This is a genomic window from Phocaeicola barnesiae DSM 18169 = JCM 13652 (assembly GCF_000374585.1).
Taxonomy (GTDB): domain Bacteria; phylum Bacteroidota; class Bacteroidia; order Bacteroidales; family Bacteroidaceae; genus Phocaeicola; species Phocaeicola barnesiae.
The window spans coordinates 253,420-277,940 of record NZ_KB894644.1 but is presented as its reverse complement, the minus strand read 5'-3'; the positions used below and the strand labels follow the sequence as shown (position 1 = coordinate 277,940).

At 48.3% G+C, this 24,521-nt stretch carries 17 protein-coding genes; 7 read left to right on the top strand and 10 right to left on the bottom strand.

Annotation, left to right across the window (positions count from 1 at the left end):
• Positions 1 to 65: 65 nt before the first annotated feature.
• The gene (locus C510_RS0103525; protein WP_018709960.1) at positions 66 to 1,556 is read left to right on the top strand and encodes a tetratricopeptide repeat protein; all 1,491 of its coding nucleotides are present in this window, start codon (positions 66 to 68) and stop codon (positions 1,554 to 1,556) included.
• 98 nt (positions 1,557 to 1,654) lie between these two features.
• On the opposite strand, the gene C510_RS0103520 is transcribed toward C510_RS0103525, so the two are convergent.
• Positions 1,655 to 2,566 (bottom strand): DUF368 domain-containing protein, encoded by a 912-nt coding sequence (locus C510_RS0103520; RefSeq protein WP_018709959.1) that lies wholly within the window; start codon positions 2,564 to 2,566, stop codon positions 1,655 to 1,657.
• A gap of 187 nt (positions 2,567 to 2,753) precedes the next feature.
• On the opposite strand from C510_RS0103520, the gene tpx reads away from it, so the two are divergent.
• On the top strand, positions 2,754 to 3,257 hold the full coding sequence (gene tpx, locus C510_RS0103515; RefSeq protein ID WP_018709958.1) for a thiol peroxidase: 504 nt from the start codon (positions 2,754 to 2,756) through the stop codon (positions 3,255 to 3,257).
• Between the two features lie 125 nt (positions 3,258 to 3,382).
• Here the strand turns inward: tpx and C510_RS0103510 are convergent, their stop codons facing one another.
• The 4 genes from C510_RS0103510 to C510_RS0103495 form a co-directional block, all read right to left on the bottom strand.
• The gene (locus C510_RS0103510) at positions 3,383 to 4,453 is read right to left on the bottom strand and encodes a mannose-1-phosphate guanylyltransferase (protein ID WP_025892156.1); all 1,071 of its coding nucleotides are present in this window, start codon (positions 4,451 to 4,453) and stop codon (positions 3,383 to 3,385) included.
• A 107-nt stretch (positions 4,454 to 4,560) separates the two neighbouring features.
• The gene (xylA, locus tag C510_RS0103505) at positions 4,561 to 5,877 is read right to left on the bottom strand and encodes a xylose isomerase (protein ID WP_018709956.1); all 1,317 of its coding nucleotides are present in this window, start codon (positions 5,875 to 5,877) and stop codon (positions 4,561 to 4,563) included.
• Positions 5,878 to 5,931: 54 nt separating this feature from the next.
• Positions 5,932 to 7,407 carry a xylulokinase gene (locus C510_RS0103500; protein ID WP_018709955.1) on the bottom strand — a complete coding sequence of 492 codons (1,476 nt, stop codon included), beginning with the start codon at positions 7,405 to 7,407 and terminating at the stop codon, positions 5,932 to 5,934.
• Positions 7,408 to 7,423: 16 nt separating this feature from the next.
• The gene (locus tag C510_RS0103495; RefSeq protein WP_018709954.1) at positions 7,424 to 8,161 is read right to left on the bottom strand and encodes an NrtR DNA-binding winged helix domain-containing protein; all 738 of its coding nucleotides are present in this window, start codon (positions 8,159 to 8,161) and stop codon (positions 7,424 to 7,426) included.
• 264 nt (positions 8,162 to 8,425) lie between these two features.
• Between C510_RS0103495 and thiD the strand changes: the two genes are divergently transcribed.
• The gene (gene thiD, locus C510_RS0103490; RefSeq protein ID WP_025892157.1) at positions 8,426 to 9,259 is read left to right on the top strand and encodes a bifunctional hydroxymethylpyrimidine kinase/phosphomethylpyrimidine kinase; all 834 of its coding nucleotides are present in this window, start codon (positions 8,426 to 8,428) and stop codon (positions 9,257 to 9,259) included.
• 62 nt (positions 9,260 to 9,321) lie between these two features.
• Positions 9,322 to 10,209, top strand: coding sequence for an ACP S-malonyltransferase (gene fabD / locus C510_RS0103485; RefSeq protein ID WP_018709952.1), 888 nt, complete (start codon positions 9,322 to 9,324; stop codon positions 10,207 to 10,209).
• A gap of 186 nt (positions 10,210 to 10,395) precedes the next feature.
• Here the strand turns inward: fabD and C510_RS0103475 are convergent, their stop codons facing one another.
• The gene (locus C510_RS0103475; protein ID WP_018709950.1) at positions 10,396 to 12,102 is read right to left on the bottom strand and encodes an alpha-amylase family glycosyl hydrolase; all 1,707 of its coding nucleotides are present in this window, start codon (positions 12,100 to 12,102) and stop codon (positions 10,396 to 10,398) included.
• Between the two features lie 120 nt (positions 12,103 to 12,222).
• On the opposite strand from C510_RS0103475, the gene C510_RS0103470 reads away from it, so the two are divergent.
• The 3 genes from C510_RS0103470 to C510_RS0103460 are packed head-to-tail and all read left to right on the top strand — an operon-like array spanning position 12,223 to position 17,678.
• Positions 12,223 to 13,452, top strand: a complete 1,230-nt coding sequence (locus C510_RS0103470; protein WP_018709949.1) for a hypothetical protein — start codon at positions 12,223 to 12,225, stop codon at positions 13,450 to 13,452.
• A 4-nt stretch (positions 13,453 to 13,456) separates the two neighbouring features.
• Positions 13,457 to 14,041 carry a condensin complex protein MksE gene (locus C510_RS0103465; protein ID WP_018709948.1) on the top strand — a complete coding sequence of 195 codons (585 nt, stop codon included), beginning with the start codon at positions 13,457 to 13,459 and terminating at the stop codon, positions 14,039 to 14,041.
• Positions 14,025 to 17,678, top strand: coding sequence for an ATP-binding protein (locus tag C510_RS0103460; protein ID WP_018709947.1), 3,654 nt, complete (start codon positions 14,025 to 14,027; stop codon positions 17,676 to 17,678). The genes C510_RS0103465 and C510_RS0103460 overlap by 17 nt, the downstream gene beginning before the upstream one ends.
• A 112-nt stretch (positions 17,679 to 17,790) precedes the next feature.
• Here the strand turns inward: C510_RS0103460 and C510_RS0103455 are convergent, their stop codons facing one another.
• The 4 genes from C510_RS0103455 to C510_RS16835 form a co-directional block, all read right to left on the bottom strand.
• On the bottom strand, positions 17,791 to 18,027 hold the full coding sequence (locus C510_RS0103455; protein ID WP_051086600.1) for a DUF6965 family protein: 237 nt from the start codon (positions 18,025 to 18,027) through the stop codon (positions 17,791 to 17,793).
• Between the two features lie 20 nt (positions 18,028 to 18,047).
• Positions 18,048 to 20,363: a translocation and assembly module lipoprotein TamL gene (gene tamL, locus C510_RS0103450; protein ID WP_025892158.1), complete on the bottom strand. Its 2,316-nt coding sequence runs from the start codon at positions 20,361 to 20,363 to the stop codon at positions 18,048 to 18,050.
• Positions 20,364 to 20,526: 163 nt separating this feature from the next.
• Positions 20,527 to 21,510 (bottom strand): PorV/PorQ family protein, encoded by a 984-nt coding sequence (locus C510_RS0103445; protein WP_162160975.1) that lies wholly within the window; start codon positions 21,508 to 21,510, stop codon positions 20,527 to 20,529.
• Positions 21,511 to 21,522: 12 nt separating this feature from the next.
• The gene (locus tag C510_RS16835) at positions 21,523 to 24,429 is read right to left on the bottom strand and encodes a S8 family peptidase (protein WP_025892159.1); all 2,907 of its coding nucleotides are present in this window, start codon (positions 24,427 to 24,429) and stop codon (positions 21,523 to 21,525) included.
• Between the last annotated feature and the right edge of the window lie 92 nt (positions 24,430 to 24,521).

The following is a 24,521-nucleotide window of genomic DNA, read 5'->3' as shown; positions in this document are numbered from 1 at the left end:
TGGTAAAAACTTCTGAGCATGGCAAATGTTCCTTTTTTATCATTGACCTTTCAAATATTATTCACATGAACACTGACGATTTATCCCATTCTTTCCAGACTCCCGAATTTCTGGAAACATTGGCTAACTATGAAGAGATGGTCCGTCAGCACCGTACCTGTTACTTCGAAAGCAACGACTTGATTCTCCTGGCAGAATATTATGCCGCCCAACAAAAAATCAAAGAATCCGACGACGTTATCAAATACGCGCTCACCATTCATCCGGATAACCTGGAACTCCAGATATACCAATGCAATTCCCTGATAGCATCAGGGAAATTGGATGAAGCCGAGCAGCTACTGAACAAATTGCCCGACCAGCAAGATGAAGAGGTTATCTACGCCCGGGTCAATATATGCCTGGAACGAGGCCAGGAAGAAAAAACAGACAGCCTGCTGATTCCACTAATGGAAAGTGAAGATTATGAACTTGACATGATGGTTGATATCATTAACCTGTTCTTGGATGCCAACAATGAAACCTACGCACGCAAATGGCTGGACCTGTTATTCGAACATTACGATAAGAGCGAACCTCTTGTACTGGAAATAGCTTCAGATTTCTACATGACTTTCAGACACTTTCCGGAAGCCATCAACACATATAACCAGTTGCTGGACATCGACCCATATCAACAGGGATACTGGTTGAACCTGACACGTGCCTATCTGGCAAACGGCCAGACCGAACAGGCCTTCAATGCCATCGATTTCGCATTGGCCATCGATGAAAACAACTCCAAGGCTTTGGAACTGAAGGGATACTGTTACCTGCAAAGTCTCAATGCGGAAGAGGCCCTCAAGTATTTCGAGCGGGCTCTACCGAACTGTGAAGACACGGTAAGCCTCTACCAAATCATGGAAAAATGCTGCGACACTTTGGGATATGACGAACAGAGCATCGTCTACCTGAACAAGATGCTGGAAGACCCTACCTGTTCTGATTTCGAAAAAGCTGTCTGTTACCAGAAACTGGCAAATCATTACCTGCTCCTCTCCGACTATGACAACTGTTTGAAGTGTACCCTCAAAGGACTGGAATACGATAACGGATTTGCGCCACTATATGTGATGCTTGGAGAATATTACCTGTTCGAAGACAATCAGCATGCTGCCGAACAGGAATTTGCGCACGCAGAAGCTTATGCGACCGACAAAAAAGAAATAGAGGAACAGATTTTCAGAGCCTACTTCCGGGCCTGCTATTTCCAGGAAGCCCTAAATTACTTCCAACAGTTGGAAGAAAAGTACCCGCTAAAGATGGATAGATATTATTTCTGTGTGGCCTATTGCTGCTATGCCATTCACGATGAAACAAACCTGATGAAATATCTGGTACGAGGCAACACCCTTCTCCAACAGTTCCAGGATGGACATGAGCGGCTACAAATACCTGACATGATGCCTGAAGCAGAAGATTTCATGAAACTGGCAAACGAAATCCTTTGCAAAATAGAAGAAGGAAGTATCCATCCTGAAGATTACTTTGACTTACCGGAACAACCACTTCCTTAACGGACGTTACTTCCTCCCCTCAAAAAAGAAGCATGTCGCAGAAGCAGGAAAACCTAGCTTTTACGACATGCTTTTTTTATCAGACGGGGAAATACCTGTTATTCTTTAGCCGATTTTGCCGAGAGTTTCTCCAGCAGATATACCAGAAGAAAACCTACCACCATCAGGACAGCAGCCTCCCAGACATAGACATTCGGTAAGATATTGGTTTCTACCAGGGGTTTTACTACCCCATGACTGTCGACATACGTCTGAACCGTTTCTTTCCACGGCCATACCTTATTCAACGACCCTAACATGAATCCGGTAAGAACCGACAAAGTGATGTTCCGGAAATGCTTCAAGGCAAACGAAAGTAAATGCGAGAAAGTAGTGATACCGATGAGCGCCCCCGCAGCAAATACCAGGATAATCTTGATATTAAAGGTCTTCACCGCTTCCATAATGAAGAAGTATTTTCCTAACAGCACCAAGATAAAGCTACCGGAAATTCCCGGTAAAATCATGGCACAGATAGCAATCGCTCCGCAGAGGAAGATAAACAACAGATTGGTGGGAGTCTCTGCCGGCGTAGCCACCGTTATATAATAGGCCACGGCCGCTCCTACAATAAATGCCAGAATCGTCTTCCAGTTCCATTCCTTGATATCTTTTGACACAAACCACGTAGAGGCCAACACGAGTCCGAAGAAAAAGGCCCAGACCAGCACCGGATGATCGGTCAGTAACCAGGTAATGACTTTGGCCAATGAAAAAATACTGATACCGATACCCAATATGATGGAAAACAGGAAAGCGGCATTGATATGCTTGCAGAATGCAATCCATTTGCCCGTGAAGAAAAGTTTCAGACTCTCCCCGTTAATACTCTTGATGGAGTTGATCAGTTCATCATAAATGCCTACAATAAAGGCTATCGTTCCTCCCGATACCCCGGGAACCACATCAGCGGCTCCCATAGCCATGCCTTTCAGAGTCAGAAAAGCATAATCCTTTAGTTTACGTTCCATATATAAATTATCTTCCAGATTTTAATGGCGCAAAGTAACAGAAAAAAAACAAGTTATGAAACTCCCATTCCACATTTCCCGGCCTTCCATTCTAAAAAAATAAAAAAAAGCCAATCTTACCGGATAAAGATGAACCATTCTGCTTTTCATTTGTTATATTCGTAGAAACAATTAAAACACAACCATAATGGCAAAAACAGCTTTTAAAGGAAATCCGGTTTCATTGGCCGGAGAATTCATTCAGGTAGGCGCACAGGCTCCAGATTTTACCCTCGTTAAAGGAGATTTGGGAAATTACACGTTGGCAGACTGCAAAGGAAAATTCACAGTACTGAATATTTTCCCAAGCCTGGATACCGGAGTATGCGCGGCATCAGTACGGAAGTTCAATCAACTGGCAGCCGGAAAAGACAACACGGTAGTACTGGCTGTATCGAAAGACCTTCCGTTTGCACAAGGACGCTTCTGTACGGCAGAAGGCATTGAGAACGTAGTTCCCTTGTCCGATTATCGCTATACCTCTGATTTTGGTGAAAAATACGGTGTACTGATGACAGACGGGCCGTTGTGTGGTTTGTTGGCCCGCGCCGTAGTAGTCATCAATCCGGAAGGAAAGATTATCTATACCCAGTTGGTTCCCGAAATCGTGGAAGAACCGAACTACGAAGCAGCTTTGGCAGCTATCGGATAACAAAAACTAGACAACCCTATACAAAACCACATAAAAAAAGCCGGACCCGGGAACGTATATTCTCCGAAGGTCCGGCTTTTTAAATATTCTATTGACAAGAACTCCCGTCATTTAAAAAAGGTGGCTCAGTCCGCATCCCCTACGAAATCCTTGATGCGCTGCTCTTCAGTCAGACGGCATACCAGCAGCATATCATCATGTTCGGCTACGATGTATCCGTCCAAGCCTTGTACGACCACCCGTTTCTCCTGGGTTGTATGGATGATGCAGTTCCGGGTTTCATACGTCTTGATATCCGGACCGATATTTACGTTACTGTGTGCATCCCGTTTCATATTCCGGTACAAGGAACTCCATGTGCCCAAGTCACTCCAGCCGAAACTTGCCGGAAACGCATAGATTTCATCCGCTTTTTCCATCAATGCATAATCAATCGAAATATTTTCACAGGTAGGGAACAGTTCATTGATCATCTCCTGCTCCTTATCCGTATAATAGATGGGAAGCAAGCGTTCGAAAATACGGGCCATCGGCGGCTGGTATACACGGATGGCATTGACAATGGTATTTACGTTCCACACAAAAATACCGGAATTCCAGAAGAAATTATTCCTACGCAGGTAGCGTTCGGCTGTTTCCAGGTTCGGCTTCTCCTTGAACCCGTCTACCCGATAGATTTCCTTGTTGGAAGGACAAGCCATCGACAGGTCGATATCAATATATCCGTAACCCGTTTCCGGATAAGTAGCCTTCATACCCAGCGTCACGATAGCATCCGAGTCTGCTGTAAAGCTCATGGCTGAACGGATAACGCGGGCAAACTCCCTTGTATCCATCACAAGGTGGTCACTGGGAGTCACAACCAGATTCGCTTTCGGATTCTTTGCCTTGATTTTCCAGCTGGCATACGCTATACAGGGAGCAGTACTCCGCCGGCACGGCTCCAACAGGATATGGTCATCCGGAATGTCGGGCAACTGCTCCTTGACCACATCCTTATATTTTATCTGAGTCAAAATCCACGTATTCTCAGCAGGACAAATATCTTTGAAACGGTCTACTGTCATCTGAATCAGCGTACGTCCACATCCTAATACATCGATAAACTGTTTAGGCAGATCAGTCGTGCTCATGGGCCAGAATCGGCTTCCGATGCCACCGGCCATAATGACCAAATGATTATTTAAGGGATTCATAGTCTTCTAATTTCAAGTCCGTATGCAAAGATAAATAATTATTGGAATAAAAAAAGGTCTCTGCCTAAAATTTTAGCAGAGACCTTCTCATTCGTCGAAAACGTTTATCAGCAATACATGTTAACAATAGCTTCATATAATTCCTGCTTACCGCTGGTCTGTTTCGGTTCGCCGGTTACTTTGGCATACGCTACCACATCTTCCAGGGTCAACTTGCCTTCTTCGAATTCCTTGCCTTTGCCAGAATCGAAGGAAGCGTAACGGTTGGCCAGCATCTTCTTGTACGGAGATTCTTCCAACAGCTTCGCTGCATTCAGCAATGCACGGGCCATAGCATCCATACCGGCAATGTGAGCGATGAAGATATCTTCCAGGTCTGTAGAATTACGACGGGTCTTTGCATCAAAGTTAGTACCACCGTTACCCAGACCACCGTTACGGATAATCTGCATCATAGCCTGAATCAGTTCGAAGTTGTCAATCGGGAACTGGTCTGTATCCCAACCGTTCTGATAGTCGCCACGGTTGGCATCGATAGAACCCAACATACCGTTATCTACAGCGACACACAGTTCATGTTCGAATGTATGTCCGGCCAACGTAGCATGGTTCACTTCGATGTTTACCTTGAAATCCTTATCCAGGTTGTGAGCCTTCAAGAAACCGATGACAGTTTCTGTATCCACATCATACTGATGCTTGGTCGGTTCCATCGGTTTCGGTTCAATCAGGAACGTACCAGTAAATCCCTTGGCACGTGCATAGTCACGGGCGATGGTCAGCATCTGTGCCAGATGTTCCTTTTCACGTTTCTGGTCTGTATTCAGCAGTGACATGTAACCTTCACGGCCGCCCCAGAATACGTAGTTGGTACCACCCAGTTCAATAGTCGCATCGATAGCGTTCTTAATCTGAACGGCAGCACGGGCTACTACATCAAAATCCGGATTTGTAGCGGCACCGTTCATATAACGTGCATGGCCGAACACATTGGCTGTTCCCCACAGCAGTTTGATACCTGTTTCAGCCTGTTTCTGTTTGGCATAAGCCACAATTTCTTTCAGATTTGCTTCATATTCTTCGATGGTATCAGCTTCATCACACAAATCCACATCATGGAAACAATAGTATTCGATACCCATTTTCTGCATAAATTCGAAACCTGCGTCCATCTTGTCTTTTGCAGCCTGAACCTTATCCGGATTTCCTTTCCAAGGAAATTTCTTGGTACCGCCACCGAACTGGTCACTACCTTCGGCACACAATGTATGCCACCAAGCCATTGCGAATTTCAACCAATCCTTCATTTTCTTTCCCATTACTACCTTTTCTGCGTCATAGTAACGGAAAGCCATCGGGTTCTTGCTTTCTACACCTTCGAATTTGATTTTACCGATTCCAGGAAAATACTCTTTTGTTGCCATAGCTTTATTTTTTTATTTTATTTGTTGATTTATAGTTGATTCATTCTTCTCTTCTTACTTCATGCAGGACAACCAGCGCTGATAAGCCTCTTCGTAAGCTGCCCTGTCGGCCTCTTTCGGCTCAATGACAGCCAACTTTTCCAAAGTAGCGAACGCTTCATGATTATCCCGGTATATACCGGCCCCCATACCTGCACCCTTGGCTGCCCCTACAGAACCATCTGTATCGTACAGCTCAATAATCGCTCCGGTCACACCGGCCAGTGTGTCACGGAAAACAGGGCTCAGGAACATGTTGGCATGACCGGCATGAATCTTGCACACATCCATTCCCATCCCTTTCATGATATCGATACCATACCGAAACGAAAAGACAATACCTTCTTGAGCCGCCCGGATGATGTGGTTACGCGTATGGATATTGAAATTAATACCATGAATGGAACAACCCGTCTCCCGGTTCTGCAGCATTCGCTCTGCACCGTTACCGAAAGGCAAGATACTGATACCAGCCGAACCGATAGGCGCCTGGGCCGCCAAATCATTCATGGCAGCGTAAGAAATCCCTTCCGGAACCACCGTACGCTTTATCCAGGAATTCAGAATACCGGTTCCGTTAATGCAAAGCAAGACACCCAGACGGGTCTGCTCTACCGTATGGTTGACATGCGCAAAGGTATTGACCCGTGATTTCGGATCATAGTTGACAGCACCGTTCACTCCGTATACTACCCCCGATGTACCGGCAGTAGAAGCAATTTCCCCCGGATTGAATACATTCAGCGAAAGCGCATTGTTCGGTTGGTCACCGGCACGATAAGTTACCGGAATTCCTTCCTTCAGGCCCAATTCGGCAGCCGCCACAGCCGTAACACGCCCCTGTTCCGAGAATGTCGGGCGAACAGGAGGAATCAACGAAGCGTCAAAACCATAATAATTCATCAGGAACCGGGCTACCTCGTTATGTTGGAAATCCCAGAACATGCCTTCAGACAAACCAGAAACCGTAGTACAGATTTCACCGGTCAGCTTCATGGCGATGTAGTCGCCCGGTAACATAATCTTATCGATCTGTGCGTATACTTCCGGTTCATTGTCTTTCACCCATGCCAGTTTCGAAGCGGTAAAATTCCCCGGAGAATTCAACAAATGAGACAGACAGAGCTCATCGCCCAATGCCTGGAAAGCCTTTTCACCGTATGGAACTGCACGGGAGTCACACCAGATAATGGCCGGACGCAAAACCCGCTGATTTTTATCCACACAGACAAGTCCATGCATTTGATAGGATATACCGATAGCGGATATCTCATCCTTCTTTACTCCACTCTCCGCCATTACCGCCTCTGTAGTCCGTTTCAGATTATCCCACCACATTTCCGGATGCTGTTCCGCCCATCCCGGATGAACGGCAATAATCTCCGCTTCCGTCTTCGGATAAAAAGCAGAAGCTACACATTTACCGGTTTCAGCATTTACCAGACTGGCCTTCACCGAAGAACTACCGATATCGTATCCAAGCAAATACATACACACTCTTTTTTTATTATTTTTTCAATTTATTATAAATGGATCTGTCAAACTTATAATAACGCGCCGCACGGTGCCTTACCCCGGTTTCTTTTTCATCCAAAGGCACCACGTATGGCATTAAAGCAATCCGTTTGTGGAAGTTACGCACATCGAATGCTTTGTCATAAACCAGCTGATACAAGATACGCAACTGGGCAGCCGTAAATTTACGGGGCAACAGATCGAACATGACCGAAGGAGTATTTTCTACATAATGACGGACATACGCCAATGCGTCCTTCAGTATCTGCAGGTGGTCGAAAGCCAAAGTTTTCACCTCCGAAACCGGTTTCCAGCACGCATCGTATGTAGTTGTCAGGTTCCGGCTATGCTGGTCAATCTTCAGCAGCGAAAGATAAGCGATGGTAACAATCCGCCCCACCCGATTCTCCGTAATCCGATGGAAACGCTCCAACCACAATACATCCTTCGGATCAGAAGTACGGTTTATCGAGCCGTATGCCTTAAACTGTCCCATCTTGATATTCTTCAAGCCTGTCAGTTCCATCAACACTCGTTTGGCAGCCTCATCCAGGTCTTCATCTGCATAAATCAGACTTCCCGGTAACTTCAACATATTCAGGTTTTCATCAGGCTGCCGACCAACCTGGCTAACCAGCAGCACCCGGAATTGTTCACCGTCAAAGCCAATCAGTACACAATCCACAGATACGTGCACATCAATCACTGCATTCTTGTCGTCAGTAGCCATTCTTTCGTTATTTTATTTCTGATATTGCAAATATAGATTGTTTTTCAATACGATATACCATAGAAATAGATAAAATTACATGTTATAAAACACTATTTTACAATAAAATAGTTTTCGTATTTTATACGATAATCAAAAACAGCTTATTGTACAACATACGATATTTATTCAAATCACCAGGAACCAGAGTTCCGTTTCTTGAGCACAGACATGCATAAACGAAAAAAAATTGTATCTTTGCCACATATTATCCGAACAGAAATCATGAAAATTTATCCAAGTATATTAACGATTGCCGGTTCCGACTGTAGCGGTGGAGCCGGTATCCAGGCCGACATCAAAACAATCTCTGCGTTGGGAGCATACGCAGCCAGTGCCATTACAGCCATCACTGTACAAAACACCCTCGGTGTCACAGGCATCCACCCCGTCCCCCCCGAGTACGTAAAAGGACAGATAGAAGCAGTAATGACAGACATCCGCCCGCAAGCAGTCAAAATCGGTATGATCAACGACGTGAAAATTGTAGAGGTCATTGCCGATGCGATACAGAAATTCCGCCCGCGCTTTGTCGTATTCGACCCTGTTATGGTTTCAACCAGCGGATGCAAGCTGATTAAAGACGATGCCATTACGGCATTGACCACCCGGCTGATGCCACTGGCTACGCTCATCACGCCTAATTTAAGTGAAGCCCAAGTACTCACCGGAATCACCGTCAACGACCGGCAGTCCATGCAGGCCGCCGCTCAGGAACTGCTAAAACTGGGCAGTCAGGCAGCATTGGTAAAGGGAGGACATCTGGAAGGTGGCCGTATGTACGACCTGCTGCAAGTGAGGAACGAATCCGAGCCTCACCTGTTCGCTGCGGATAAGGTGAACAGCTCCAATACCCACGGTACCGGATGTACACTCTCATCGGCTATTGCGACCTATCTGGCATTGGGCAACCCGCTGGTAACCGCCGTAGAGAAAGCCAAACAATACGTCTGGCAAGGTATCCTGACTGGTAAAGATGTACATATCGGCGAAGGGCATGGACCGCTAAATCATTTTCATAGCCCGCAGGCAATGCACATTTTCACGGAAAATGAGTAATATGTCAAAAGATTAATTACCTTTGCACGCAGATATTAATCAAACAATCAAAACAGACATTTATGAAAGCATTTGTATTTCCAGGACAAGGTGCCCAGTTTGTAGGTATGGGCAAAGACCTGTACGAAAGCTCACCGCTTGCCAAAGAATTATTCGAAAAAGCCAATGACATCTTAGGTTACCGTATTACAGATATCATGTTCGAAGGAACAGACGAAGACCTGCGCCAGACCAAGGTTACCCAGCCTGCCGTATTCCTGCATTCAGTCATCTCAGCACTGTGCATGGGCGAAGACTTCCGCCCGGAAATGACAGCCGGTCATTCACTCGGCGAATTCTCGGCTTTGGTAGCTGCAGGCGCACTGTCGTTCGAAGACGGTTTGAAACTGGTATACGCCCGTGCCATGGCCATGCAGAAAGCTTGCGAAATGCAGCCGTCTACCATGGCAGCCATCATTGCACTGCCGGATGAAAAGGTAGAAGAAATCTGTGCGTCAGTCGCTGCTGAAGGCGAAGTCTGTGTAGCTGCCAACTACAACTGCCCGGGACAGATTGTCATCTCTGGCAGTATCGAAGGCATCAACAAGGCTTGCGAACTGATGAAGGCTGCCGGTGCCAAACGTGCCTTGCCGCTCAAAGTAGGCGGTGCCTTCCACTCTCCGCTGATGAACCCAGCCAAAGTAGAACTGGAAGCCGCCATCAACGCTACGGAATTCCATACTCCGAAATGCCCGATCTATCAGAACGTAGATGCTAAACCGCATACAGACCCGACTGAAATCAAGACCAACCTGGTAGCTCAGCTGACTGCTTCCGTACGCTGGACACAAACGGTACAGAACATGATTGCCGACGGTGCCGATGACTTCACTGAATGCGGTCCGGGCGCTGTACTTCAAGGCCTTATCAAGAAAATCAACAAGGAAGCCAACGCTCACGGTATCGCTTGATACACGTCAACTAGCATGTCCTTCGGAAACTAGATGAAAACGAACGGACATTTTACATAAAACGTCCAGATGTTTTTACGCAAACGTCCGTTTGTTTCAATCAGAACAAACGGACGTTTTTTAATGCCCGGTCTACACTTCATGCAGACCGGCTATACTTGCTGTTTTTGTTCGGTTACCTACCCGCTATTTGCCTAGGGAAATCTTGAAGATCTTTCCGTTTCTGGCAGGAAGTTCTGTTCCAAAAGCCTTGTCGGGAGTAAATGAAACTTTGCTATCCTTTCCACTGAGCAGTTCTTTGGCCGTACATTGGGGAAGTACCGGCATCTGCAGGTATTCGAATGCATGAGGCGGAATATTGACACCCACCCGTACCGGTATGTCATCGAAGTTGACGACAATCAGCAACACTTCTTTACCGTATTTACGCAGGAAAGCATATTGTTTGTGCTCATTCATCTGCCAGCCACCCTGATTGACATACATCAAATCAAAGAATTCACCCTGGCTGATGGCCTTCTCCGCATTGCAAAGATTCAGCAGTTTCTGATAGAATTTCTGCAGTTCCTTTTCCTTGGCATTCAACTGATGACCGTTGAACCGTCCGTGGTTGCTCCAGCGGCGGATGGTATTGACAGTCCAGTAATCGAAGATGGTGGTCCGTCCGTCTCGTCCGCTGAATCCTTCGGAATCCATACCCGGTTCACCAAACTCCTGACCGAAATAAATCATCATCGGGTTGGTGTTCATACAAGCCGATACGATGAGAGCAGGTAATGCCTTGAACGCATTTCCGGCAAAGAAGTCGGAGGCGATACGCTGTTCGTCATGGTTCTCCAGGAAGTTGAGCATGTGGCTCTGGATGTCGTTCACGCTCTGCCAGCAGGAAGTGATGGCAGTAGCCGACGCGTAGCCACAAGTGATGGCACGCAAGGTATCGTACAGTCCCACCTTATCGTACAGATAATCGAAATGCCCGTTCTGGATATAGTTACGATATTCGTTCGGATTATAGACTTCGGCTATAAAGACGATGTCCGGATAAGACTTCTTGACCTGAGGAATGGCCCATCCCCAGAATTCGCAGGGCACCATTTCAGCCATATCGCAACGGAAGCCGTCGATGCCTTTGCCGGCCCAGAAGAGCAGGATGTCCTTCATCTTCTGCCAGGTGTCCGGAATCGGGTCGAAGTGACAGCCCGTGTTGTGGATATAGTCTACACCGTAATTCAGCTTGACAGTCTCGTACCAGTCGTTCCGGTTCGGCCAGGCGTCAAAACGGTTGTTTCCGGTAGCTTTGGCCGGAAATTCCTCGTAGGCTACCCCAGATTCCGGATCGTACAGGTCGACTTCTCCCTGCAGTTTTTCTCCCGGTATGTAGTAAAAATTGTTGTTCGGACTGAAAGCCAGACTGCTGTCATCGTTCTCTCCCAAATCCTTCACACCTTCCGGACGGGCAAGGGAATGATACTGACGGGCCACGTGGTTCGGCACAAAGTCCATGATGACTTTCATACCGCAGATATGTGTACGTTTCACCAGAGCCTCGAACTCTTCCATGCGTTTGTCTACGTGTACCGCCAGGTCCGGGTCAATGTCATAATAATCTTTGATGGCATAGGGAGAGCCTGCCTTTCCCTTGACTACCGACGGATGGTCTTTCGGAATGCCGTAGGCCGAGTAGTCAGTCTGTGTGGCATGAGCTATCAGACCGGTGTACCAGATGTGGGTCGCTCCCAGTTCCTTGATCTTATGGAGGGCTTGTTCAGTAAAATCGTCCATTTTTCCACAGCCGTTCTCGGCCAGTGTACCATTCGGACGGCAACCGATGTTTTTGCTTCCGAACAGTCGGGTAAATACTTGATAAATAATCATTTTCTCTGTAGTTCCCATAGTTCTGTGTTTAGTGGTTTATTTGTTTTTCTGTTTTCGGCGGCAAAGATAACAAAAAACAACGAATAATCGGTATCTCATTTTTTTGCATTATCTTTGCACCGTTTATCCCCTAAAGATATGTATATATTCCGCTCTATACACGAGATTGTAACCACTGTCAATGCAGCCAGAGTCCTGCTGACCGAAATGTTCGAGAAACGGAAGACGGTCAATTTCAAGTACTCGGAGGCACTCGCCCTGTTGAAAGACGACGAGAACCGCCTCAAGCTGCTCATCGAAAAGGAGGTGATTCATCAGAACGGCAACGAAGTGGCACTCGATGCCCGTTTCCAGGACTTTTTCGAGCTCCTGCTGGAAGCCAACGAGGAAATCAACACGGCCATCATCGATGAACACATCGAATACCTGCACGAACTGATGGACTATTACCTGAAAGAAAAGGTACCCGCACGGAAAAACAGCTACGTACGGAACATCAAGATTACGTTCCGGAAAATTGCGCGCACTACCATCCGGAACATCATGAACCTGCAGACCAGTATTGACAGCGCCTTCAAGCACGAACCGACTTACCAGATTAAGATAGCCAAACTGGAGAACCTGGACAAGAAACGCATCAACATCCAGCGCCTCATCGACAGTACCGAAAACCTGATTCTGCACGAGGAACGTCTGTTCTTCCAACAGGCCACCGACGAGGAACTGGACCGCATCCTGCTGGAACTGCGGAGCGAACTCCAACTGTCGGCACACAGCCTGATACGTGCCCAGCAGGACATCATCAACTACCTGAATCAGATAAAGAGTCAGGTTATCCTGGTGGAGAAAATCCGGAAAGTCAAACAGTTGATGGACCAGTTCGAACTGCGGACCAAGAGCAACCTGGCCGAAGTGATGGAGAACGACCATTCGGTCCTGGTGGAAGGCAATACCCCCTCTTCGTTCAAGCTGTCCATCCCCTACCTGAACACCGACGAGGCACGCCCCATCATCCTGAAGGTACGGAAAAACCTGCAATACAAAGAAATCATCCGAAGCAACGAAGCCGGAGCCTTCAGTGAAGAAGACATGACCACGGCCTCCATGTACGAGGAACTCATCGACTTCGGCGAGACACTGGAAAGCTACCTGCAACTGCAGGCCCAACGCCAATGGAACGATAAGGATGCCGAACCGGAAGACCTGTTCACCTTCCTGATGCACCATACCTTCAAACGGGAAGTGAGCGAACAGGAACGGACCACCCTGTTCTGCCAGCTGGTTTCGCTCTACGAGAACATGTTCCGCATCAGCGAAGACTTCGGCGTGTACAAGAATTATGAATACGTAAAAATCTACCCTGCCTGAATATATGGAACTGAACATACAGATACCTGCACATACGGCCGATATCTTCGACCACCTGCAGAAAGGGCTGTTCATCAACTCGAACAGCTGTGACGAAAACATACGCCAGATGTACGATGAAATAGACGACCACCTCGAAGCCCTGTCGCTCTATTTCGCCCAAATAGGCTATACGCTGGAACGGGGCAACGAATATTTCTATTTTTCGCGTACCGAGCCCCGCATTACCCTCGAACAGAAGATAGCCCGCGCCTATTACTGGATTGACATCCTGGACCTGTTCAAGACGTTCAACGAGACCTTCGGACCGGGGTACCGGTTCCAGCCGGAACAGATACTGGTGGAAGCAAACATCAACGTCATGCTGCAGAACAAGCTGGACAGCATCCGCAAGCACACCTCCGACAAGGAAATCCGCAAGGACGTGCTCGACAACATCATCCGCCAGCTGGTGAAGGACTCTTTCCTGGAGCTGGAGAACGAAAAGAACAACGTATACAAGGTAATGAGTTCCTGGCATTACCTGGAAAGACTAGTGGAAAGTATCAACATTTACGACGAGACCGAAGAAGATGAGAAACCTGAATAGAATCATTTTTATCAACAGTGCCAACATACCCTACGCCGATGACATCTACCTGAACGGAAACGTGCATTTCATCGGTACCCAGGGAGTGGGAAAAAGTACTATCCTGCGCGCCATCCTGTTCTTCTACAACGCCGATACCCAGAAGTTGGGTATTCCGGTAGAGAAACAGAGCTACGCCGAATACTACTTCCCCTACTCCAACTCCTACATCGTTTACGAAGTGGCTACCGAACAGGGCGCCTTCTGTATCTTAACATACAAGTCGATGAACCGCATCTGCTACCGGTTCATCGATTCCCCCTACCGGAAAGAATTCTTCATCGACGAGAACCGTACGGCCTTCAGCGGTACCGAACGCATCCGTATGGCTCTCGACAAATACGAGGTGGACTATTCGCGCATCATCTATACGTACGAAGAATACCGGAACATCCTGTACGGAAACGGCGTGGAGGCCGAACTGAAGAGGTATTCGCTCATGGAGAGCAAACAGTACCAGAACATCCCGCGGACCATCCAAAACGTGCTGCTCAATTCGAAACTGGATGCTGAGTTCATCAAGAAAACCATCATTTCCTCCATCAACGAGGAAGAAACGGCGGTCGACCTGAACAGCTACAAGGAGCATTTGAAGAACTTCGAGACCCGCCTGCACGACATCGAGGAATTCCAAAAGAAGGAGACCCAAAAACTCTGCAAGGAAATCACCCGATGCTCGCAGGAACTGAACCGGAAACAGACGGCCCTGGTACAGGACTGTAAGGAGCTCCGACAGGCTGCCAGACAGGCTAGTGAACAATTGCCGTCGTGGCAAGAAAAGCAACGCGAGGCAGAAACCGGGAAAGCCCAGCTGAGCGCACGGAAACAGGCCTTGCAGGAAGAATCACAGCAGCGTTGCGAAAAACTTCAGGAGACGTTGGCTATTCTGACCAACGACTTGCAGAAAGCGGAAAAGAAAGCCCAGGAATATGCCCGCATCCGCATCGAAGAGATTATGGAGCGTTCGGCCAAGAAGGACGAATGGGAAAGCCGTTACAAGAGCCTGCAGGAAGAACAGCGCATCCTGACCTCGCAATATACCGAAATCTCGGCCAAATACAAATCGCTTATCCAGAACCTGGACGAACAATGGAACAAGATTCACGAGGCTAAAATCAAGCAACGGGAAGAAGTGACCAACGCTTTCAACCTCCGTCTGGAAGAAACCGGTCGTCAGCGCGAAGCAGAGACGGAAGCCCTTTACCAAGAGTATGAAATGCTGTCGCAGCAATTGAATCCGGAAAAAAGCCGCCTTCATTCGGAACTGACGGCCCTAAACTACCGGATGCAGCTCTGTCAGAAGGAAAGCTTCTTTGCCGAAGAGCAGGAGGAACTGAAACACCGCATCCAGTCGTACACCGGTCTGCACATGAGCAAGAAGAACCGGATAGAGAACTGCCAGCTCATCATCAAGGAAATCACCTTGCAATGGGAAAAGGAACTGCAGGACGGCAACAACGAGTTCAACAGCCGACTAAGCCAGTTGCAACAGGAACTGCAGGTGCTCCGTCCCCGCGTGGAAGAATTGGATACGTTCCTGCGGAACAACAAGAATTCCCTGCAGGGATGGCTGAAGGAACATAAGAAGGGCTGGGAGGAGACCATCGGCAAACTGTGTGACGAAGGAATCCTCTGGCAAACGAACCTGAAACCGCAGGTAGTGGACAACAGCTATACCTTTTATGGCATCTCCATCGACCTGGACGGCATCGAACGCCACATCAAGTCCATCGACGACTACCAGCAGGAGAAGGAAAACGGCGAAAAGCGCATCCGGGAAATCTCTACCCTGATGCAGCACCTGCAAACGGAAAAAGAACAGTTGCAGGAACGACTGAAAGCGACTTACCAGCCACGTATCAAGGAACAGAAGGACATCATTGCGGCTCAGGAGTATGAACTGGAGAAACTGGAAAGACAGTATCAGAAAGACATGCTTGACCTGGACACCTGGAAGAAGAAGGAGGAGACCGAACGCCAGGGCAAACTGGAACTGATGAAGGCGGAAGAACAGAAGCTACAACTGGAACTGCAACGCATCGACGACAAACTGCAGAACCTGAATCGGGAGAAAAAAGACAAGCTGGACCTGCTGAAAAAGAACTGGACCGACCAGCAGCAACAACTGAAGACGGAAAAAGAGAAACAACTGGCCTCCATCGAACAGGAGGACCGGGAGGAACGGAACCGCATCGGCGACGAAAAAGAAGCATACAATCAGGCCATGAAGCAGGAACTGCATTCACAGGGTGCCGATACAGAAAAGCTGCAGCAGAATGCCCTCCAACTGCATACCATCGAAGAAGAGCTGACGTTCATCAAAGGCCACGCGACCCAGCTCATCGAATATCAGAAGGACCGCCGGGAACTCATTGACCACATACCGGAATGGCAACGGGGCAAAGAGGAACAGGAACAGCAGCTCCGGCAGGAAAAGGAAACGCTGAAGAAGGAGGCACAGATTCTGCAAACCCAGATTGAAAAACTGGAAAAGGAAGTACAGGAAGCCAACCGCAACGTACACCAGCTGCTGACGAACCTGGAAGCCTACCGCAAGATTGAATTCTACGAATGGTACCGGCCTCATCAGGACATCTTCAAGCAGGAAAATACGGAAGGAGGTTCACCGACTACCCGCAGTTGTACCGAACTGATAGAAGAACTGACCAAGCTGAACAAACAGTTCAATGACTTGCAGAAGGAGCTGCACCAGCATATCAACGCGTTTGTCGGTCATTTCGGCGAAGACAATACCTTCAAGTTCCAGACCAAACTGAACGAGAACTGGGAATACACCCGTTTCGCCGAAGACCTGCAGGACTTCATCGACGAAAACCGTATCAGCGAATTCATCAAGCGCATCAACAACGAGCACTCCGATGTATTCAAGCGCATCAGTATGGATACCAGTATGCTTACAACCTCGGAAGCCGACATCCACGACCTCATCAACAAGGTGAACAAGGGATTCCAGACCTGCAACTTTGTGGGGGTTATCCAGCGTATCGAGATGAAAGTGGAAGAAAGCAGCAACCGGGTAGTGAACAGCCTGCGGGCCATCCAAAAGTATTACAACGAACACGTGTACGATTTGGCACCCGGCACCACCCTGTTCTCTTCCGAAAACGAACAGCTGGTGAAACAGGAAGCAATCGCACTGCTGCGCGATTTCATCAAGGAAATCCACGCCTACCGGTATGACAGCATCCGGCTGTACGATTCGTTCGAACTGCGCTTCCGCATCGTAGAGAACAACAACGATACGGGCTTCGTAGAAAAACTTTCGAATGTAGGTTCGGAAGGAACCGACATTCTGGTGAAAGCCATGATCAACATCATGCTGCTGTACGTCTTCAAGGAAGGGGCTTCACACAAGTTCAAGGACTTCAAGCTGCACTGCATGATGGACGAAATCGGGAAACTGCACCCCAACAACGTAAACGGTATCCTGAAGTTCGCCAACGACCGGAACATCATCCTCATCAACGGTTCGCCCACTGAACTGAACCGCGAAGCCTACAAGCACGTGTACCTGCTCACCAAAGGCGCGCAGAGCAAGACCCGCATTGCCCGGTTGATTTCCGACCAGCAGCTATAGAATTTATCATACAAGAACGGTTCCCGACGAAACAGCTACTGCCATCCGTCGGGAACCGTCTTTTTCTTCACCGCAATCATTCGGAGAAACCCATCTCCAGCCATCCGGGAAACTATACTTTTTTCTCGATAGCTTCCTTAATCCGCTCCATCAGAAGAATACATCCCTGCATCTTCGGATTCTCGTAACAAATACGGGCCTGACCGGCCAACCGGTCGATGGTTTCTGCCAGATTAGGAATATACGTGGCCTTGTCAACCTGAATTTCCTTCGGGCAGTCAGGCAGATTTCCGAACCAGGCAATCAATGCTTCCAGTTCTTCTTTCGTATACAGTTTTCGTTCGTTCATATTCATGGTCATATCATCAATTAAAAAGGATAACCTACAGCAAAATGGAAGGCGAAATCACGCCCGAAATCGGGATGGATAATCGGATAACGGTCCTTCCCCGTATACATCGGATTGATGGCCTTCATACCGCCGTCGAAGCGGAGAATCAGGAAGTCCAGGTCGAAACGGATTCCCAATCCGTATGCCACCGCCAACTGCTTGTAGAAACGGTTGAACTTAAACAGTCCTTCCGGCTGGTTTTCGCGGTTCCGGATATTCCACACGTTACCCGCATCGATGAAAGCCGCACCTTTCAACTTCCAGAACAGGTGTGTACGATATTCCACATTCAAATCCAGTTTGATATCACCGGTATGATTGACATAATCCATTGTATTCTCATTACCCCGATAGCCTCCGGGTCCCAAAGAACGGACACTCCATCCGCGGACACTGTTCGCACCGCCGGAGAAATACAGTTTCTCGAAAGGAAGACTCTTGGAGTTGCCGTACGGATAAGCGATACCCAGACCCACATGGAAGACCAAAGAATTTCTTTCGTCAATCATGAAGTTCTTGGCAAAATCGAAATCCCCCTTGATGTATTGCGCGAAATCGATGTTGGCCATCCGGTACGATTCTCCGTTGGCCGGATGCTTATGAAACAGTTTCGAGAAGCCATACAGCAGGTTGCCTGCCTCTTCCACATTGACACGGATAGAATACGAGTTACGCTGTGCCGTCTTTTGGGCCGAAGCACCCGAACTGTTGTACGTATACGTATATCCCAGACGTACTATCAGCAAGTCCTCGTAACTGTAGCGCAGCAAAGGATTGATTTCATCCATGTAATTCAGGTAATCTATAAAAGTCTCAGAGCGGTAAGGCATATAGATGTAGTTCACATCCAGCACATCGAAACGATGGGTGGTGTTCCGTCGGTTCTGCCACCGGTAACTCCAGCCGGCAGAAGCCACGGTACGTTCAAATTCCGGACGAATCTGCCAGTTGTATTTGACACTGACTTCGGAAGTAGCCCGGCTTCGGCGCTTGAATTCGGAAGTCAGAAAAGGAAACATGAACTGCGGAAAGCTCAAGTTGGCCTCTACGCCATACTCCATGTAGTTACTGTTGGCATACCCTTCCAGACCGGTCACCGCCTCGTATGCGCCGCGGACCTTCAACGTCAGGTTCTCAGACCCCTTGAAGAGGTTCCGATGACTGAACGAGACCGAAGCGGCAGCACCCAGGTCACCGGCTGAGTTCGTTCCTTCTATTTCAAAGGCCAGTGATTTGTTCTTGCCTTTCGAGAGGGTAACATACGCATCGAGATAAGCCGAATCATTCTCGAACACTTCCTGGAAACGGATATTGGTATATTTCAGGATACTGAAACGGCTGAACGAAGAGTAGGTATTCTGCACGCCCCGGGCACGATACAGCTCCCCTGCACGTAACCTGTTGGAAGCCGCGACAAGTCCCGGACGCAAGAATGGACGGGTTCCCTGATAAAACAGTTTGATGCCTTCCACCTGGACGGAATCCATATCCAACAAGCTCCCCGCCGGCGATGTCCCCAGATTAGGGTCCAGCAGGTAATTCACCGAACGGAGGGTATATTGCTGATGCGGGCTCGGAGTATCCTCCCGTTTCCGCTGGTAAGGCAATACCTTCAGTTGCAAGTCTACCTTCTTACTGCCAGACAGCGTATCTGCCTGATAAGTGATGAAGTCTTTGTTGAACCGGTAATACCCCCTGTTCTGCAGGATATCCGTCATCCGCTGCCGTTCGGCATCCAGCACATTCACGTCCAGTATCATTCCTTCCGACAGCAACGAATGTGTGGAATCAGCCATCAAATAATCATGCACCTTGAAATCGGGAATATCAAAGCTGAGATGTTCAACCGTATAAGGCTCTCCCGTGGTAATCTGGTAAATGGCCTTCAACCGGTTACCTTTCTTTTCTTCCTTCAGCTCCACCCGGGCACCCATATACCCCTTGTTCTGTACAGCCTGCTGCATCTGGCTACGGGTCTCTTCTGCCAGACCGGCATCGTAGATGCGGGGAGCGTCTCCTATCTTCCGCAGGAACCGGTTCATCCAGTGCGTAGAATCCGTACCGGAAGCACTGTAGATATACAAGGGGAGTTTCACCAGGCTGAACCATTTGGCATTCGGGGTCTGGCGTACGTAAAGACTCATCTCGGAAGATTTCACCTCTTTATTGTCCGATTCAATCTTGACCTCATCCAGCAAGTACGAACCTTCGGGGATGAATTTACTCACCGAACATCCGCAAAGCAAGAGAGAAAAGGCCGACAACAGCCCCCAGAATCGAATCGTTTTTTTCATATACAGGCAAGACTTCCAAGCTATTTTACCTGCAAATATAGAAAATCTCACCCAAATACGAAGAGATTTGGAAAGAATAATATCGCCTGTCCGGGAGTCAGAAAATAAAAAGCCTCTTCCCCCTGTCTGGCTCCGTCCATTGCATCACAATTTCCGGAAAGTCCTACAGGAAGGGAAGAGGCTGCTTACAGAAACCTATTGCATACGTATCTTTAAATGGGCTTTCTCCTTTAGCCAGCAAATAGCTGAAGTCCAACTGTACCCGGGATAGAACGCGGACACCTGCACCCACCGTGCCGTAGCTGTTCAAGCTGCTGTATAGGTCAGTATATGAATAACCACAACGCACAAACAGGAAATCCCGATAGCTGTATTCGCACCCGACTGCCGCTCTTAACGCAGACTCGTCCATGCAACGGTAACCTGCTTCCGCTTCCAGATTCAACCGGTGATTCTCACCGAAAGGTTTGTGCCACAAGGCACCGACAGCCAACAGTCCCGGAAGCTTGTAGTCACCCTCGTCGGCTATGGCAACTCCCCACCCTGCCGCTTTGAGTGCAATATCCAGGTAACCGTTTTCCGGTTTCCAGAACAGGCGGTAAGTTACTCCAAGGTCGATACCGATAGCATGAGCGGTACCGGTAATGCCAGGGTTCCAGTAGGCATAATCCAGCACAGCCGATACGCCCCATGCAGAAGATAAACGCCGGGCATATCCTGCTTGGACAGATAAATACTTCGGTTTTACCCGATCGCCTATGAAATTACCGGAAGGGTCCATCTGAAACAGGTCGTTTCCACCGGGAGCAAAGTAACCGGCACCGAGCAACAGTTTATTTTCTTCATCCAGCGAATAGTAGGCCGCGGCATCGATAAGCAGATTATCCCGGGACATATCGCGAGTAGACTGTTTGGCCCAAGGTGTATACATGGCTCCGGCTTCCAGTTTTTTATCAGAGAAAGCGACAGCCGATGCATTTTCATAAACAGAGAAGGCATTGGGACCCGACACCGAAGTGATACCTCCCATCGAAATGCTTCGGGAACTTCTACTCAGCTCAGCAGTGGAAAAAATGCCTTGTGCATGGAGGGTAGAAGCGGACAACAGCCCGCCCACCAGACTAAGGGTATAGATTAGTTTTCTCATATTCAGCATGCTTTATTTCTTGATGATGTTACCTTTATAGCTCACTCCCTGAGAACGTACTTCCACGATATAACTTCCCGGATTCAACGAAGCTACATTCATACGGACTGTCTGGTTCCCGGAGAAATCAGCCTTCGTTTCAAACATAAGAGAACCGGTGGAACCATAGAACCGTACCTGTGCCGCTTCTTTCATATCCGCATTTACACGAATGTTCAATACGTCGCTCACCGGATTGGGGTAAAGCGTAAGGCCTGACGAGGAATCATTCTGTCCTACCACGACCGTAAACGTAGTCTCTACCTGCTCTCCGCAGATGTCTCTTGCCTGTACACGTACAGTGGTCCGACCGTTCTGTTTTCCTGTCAGCGTCAATATACCCTCTTTCACCGTAGCTGCAGCGGCTGTTCCCTGAGTGGTACACAGGTATTGCAATGTTTCTTCATTGGCATCGGTGAAGTAGTCATTCAAATTGACAGTGACCGTTTCGCCTACACGCTGTATGTGTACGTCTTTTATCGGACTGCCAAGCACAGGGGCTACATTGGCTACTACCTTGAAAGGGATTTTGAGTTCCGTCTGTGCACCCCGGATGTCAGTCACCCGCAGTGTCAGGACAGCACTTCCGACATAACCTTTTGTCTTGTCATACGTCAAGGTCAATACCTTTCCCTGTCTTTTCAGGCTCCAGGTACCGGTCGGGTCGTCCAGTGCAGCTTCCCATTCTTTGTCATCTTCATCCGTTACCGTAAAAGTCAGAGTCTTTTTCTGCCAGTACTGGATTACCAGTTCTGCCGGGAGGCTTTCGTCCGGTGTAATGACCGGAGATATATTCGGTTCAGGTTCTGTCGGGTATGTCCCGAAATTGACGAGTTCCGAAACCTGCCGCCAGCGGTCTACCCCTACAATAGCCACGTAATATTCCCTGCCCGGAAGAATATCAGAAGCTGTCCATGTCACCTCATCTCCCACCTTCAATCCGGACGTGTTGATGAGTTCCGGACCGTAATAGCTGGCACTTGAGATATCATTGCGGTCGTTATACTCAATGGGAATCAGGCCGATGTATGCCTTATAAAGCGAAAGCGGATTGTTCTCGCAGTCGGCAGTCACCTTCCATTTCACAGTCAGTGTGTAGGGGGTTGATTCCACGAACTCCAGGTTTTCTATCGGGGCTGGAGCTACGTGTGTAGCTGGAACTCCCAAAAGTATCTCTACATTGTCCAAGGCATGTGAAGCATCAATCAGCCCAGTACCCATCCGGCCTTTGAAGCTTTCCATGTCCAGTCTAAAGACATTGCCGGTAACGTTCCCGTTATCTTCTTTGATTCCGGAGAAATATTCGTCAATAGGTGTAGTAGCTTCCTGCAGCAAGTTTTTCAATTCTGTAGAAGTCAGTATACGTCCTTTCTGGTAAGCATACGATACTGTAAGCGCAGCGACACCGGATACATGAGGACAAGCCATGGATGTTCCGGCCATGAATGCGAATACATATTCATCGGGAGAATTTCCGATACAGGTACTGATGATGCCTCCCAGACCCTGGTCATTGGGCATAAAAACCATGTCACCACCGGGTGCCGACACGTCCACCCATTTTCCATGGCCGGTACTGTACGAAGGATTATAATCGGAACCGACGTTGGCTACACTCAGAAAATCCGGATAGGCAGCCGGCCAGAAAGGATTGGTACCATAGACGTGTCCGTAGTTTCCGGCAGCGAAAATAACGATACCCCCATTCATGGGGCCTGTTACATTTCCTTCTTCGTCTTTACCGGCATAGTCAATGAAATATTGGAATGCCTCACGTTCAGCAGTAAAATTCTCACTAGGGTCATTCAACCAGTCGACGTAACCATCATAACCCCAACTGTTCTGGCAAATGACCGCACCGTTGTCAGCGGCATATTTAGCCGCCTCGGCAGCGGCAAAGGGATTCGAACCGTTTGCATCCGAAATGCTGCAGGTCATGATACGTACCCCCGCACCTTTATCACCTCCACCTGCTATACCGGCTACTCCCAGGTTGTTGTTGCGGACAGCCGCTATGGTACCTGCTACATGCGTTCCGTGCTGTCCCGGGGTAATGTCAGGGCTGTCACTAGTAAAATTCGCTCCATAGATATCGTCAATGTATCCGTTACCGTCGTCATCCACACCCGGTTCCCCATTCAGCTCCGCCTCATTAATCCACATATTGGCAGCCAAATCCGGATGCTTAGCCTGTACTCCCTCGTCGAGCACAGCTACTATCACGTTCGGGTCGCCTGTACAGCGTTCCCAAGCTCCGGCCACATTGATATCAGCACCGGGCTTGGCTCCTTCCATAAGAGTACCATCATTCAGGAACGACCACTGCAAAGGGAAATAGGTATCATTGGTGATTGGAGTCCCGGTATTTTCAGTGCGGCTCAGCACTTCATTGCCACGCAAAACCATCGTCTTATAGTCATCATTCACAGTGAGAGGAAGAGCAAACTGTACGACAGAAAGTTCTGAAATGTCTTTCAACCTGTTCTCTACCTCTTTGGGAGAAATGGAGGAATCAAACTCCACCTTATACCAGCGGTGCAAACCCGAACGGCGAGTACGTTCTTCGAATTTGTTTGCCGGGAAAAGACGTTTGAGGGTAACCGCCCCCACTTCATTCAGGAAGCCGTCGAACCGGCTGATACCGGACCGGGTTGGCGCCGATTGGCTCCGTGCGCTTTGCAGCGTGTTCTCCACCTGTTCCGTCACTTCTTCCCGAAACTTCACAAGCACTACATTCGGTAATGCATCGGAAGAAGCATTCACCATCACAGGTCCGTTACTTTCCGTATTGGATTCCGGTGTCACATACACCGTACTTTCGTCTATACATGCGGCCAGGAACAACAGGCTGCATGCGGCCATTGCTATTTTGTGTTTCATAAAGCAACTACGAATTTAGTATTGTTATTCGAGGTGTGTAAAAAGTGGCAGCAGACTCTTTATTGCGGTCTGCTGCCCAAAATGAAAAAACA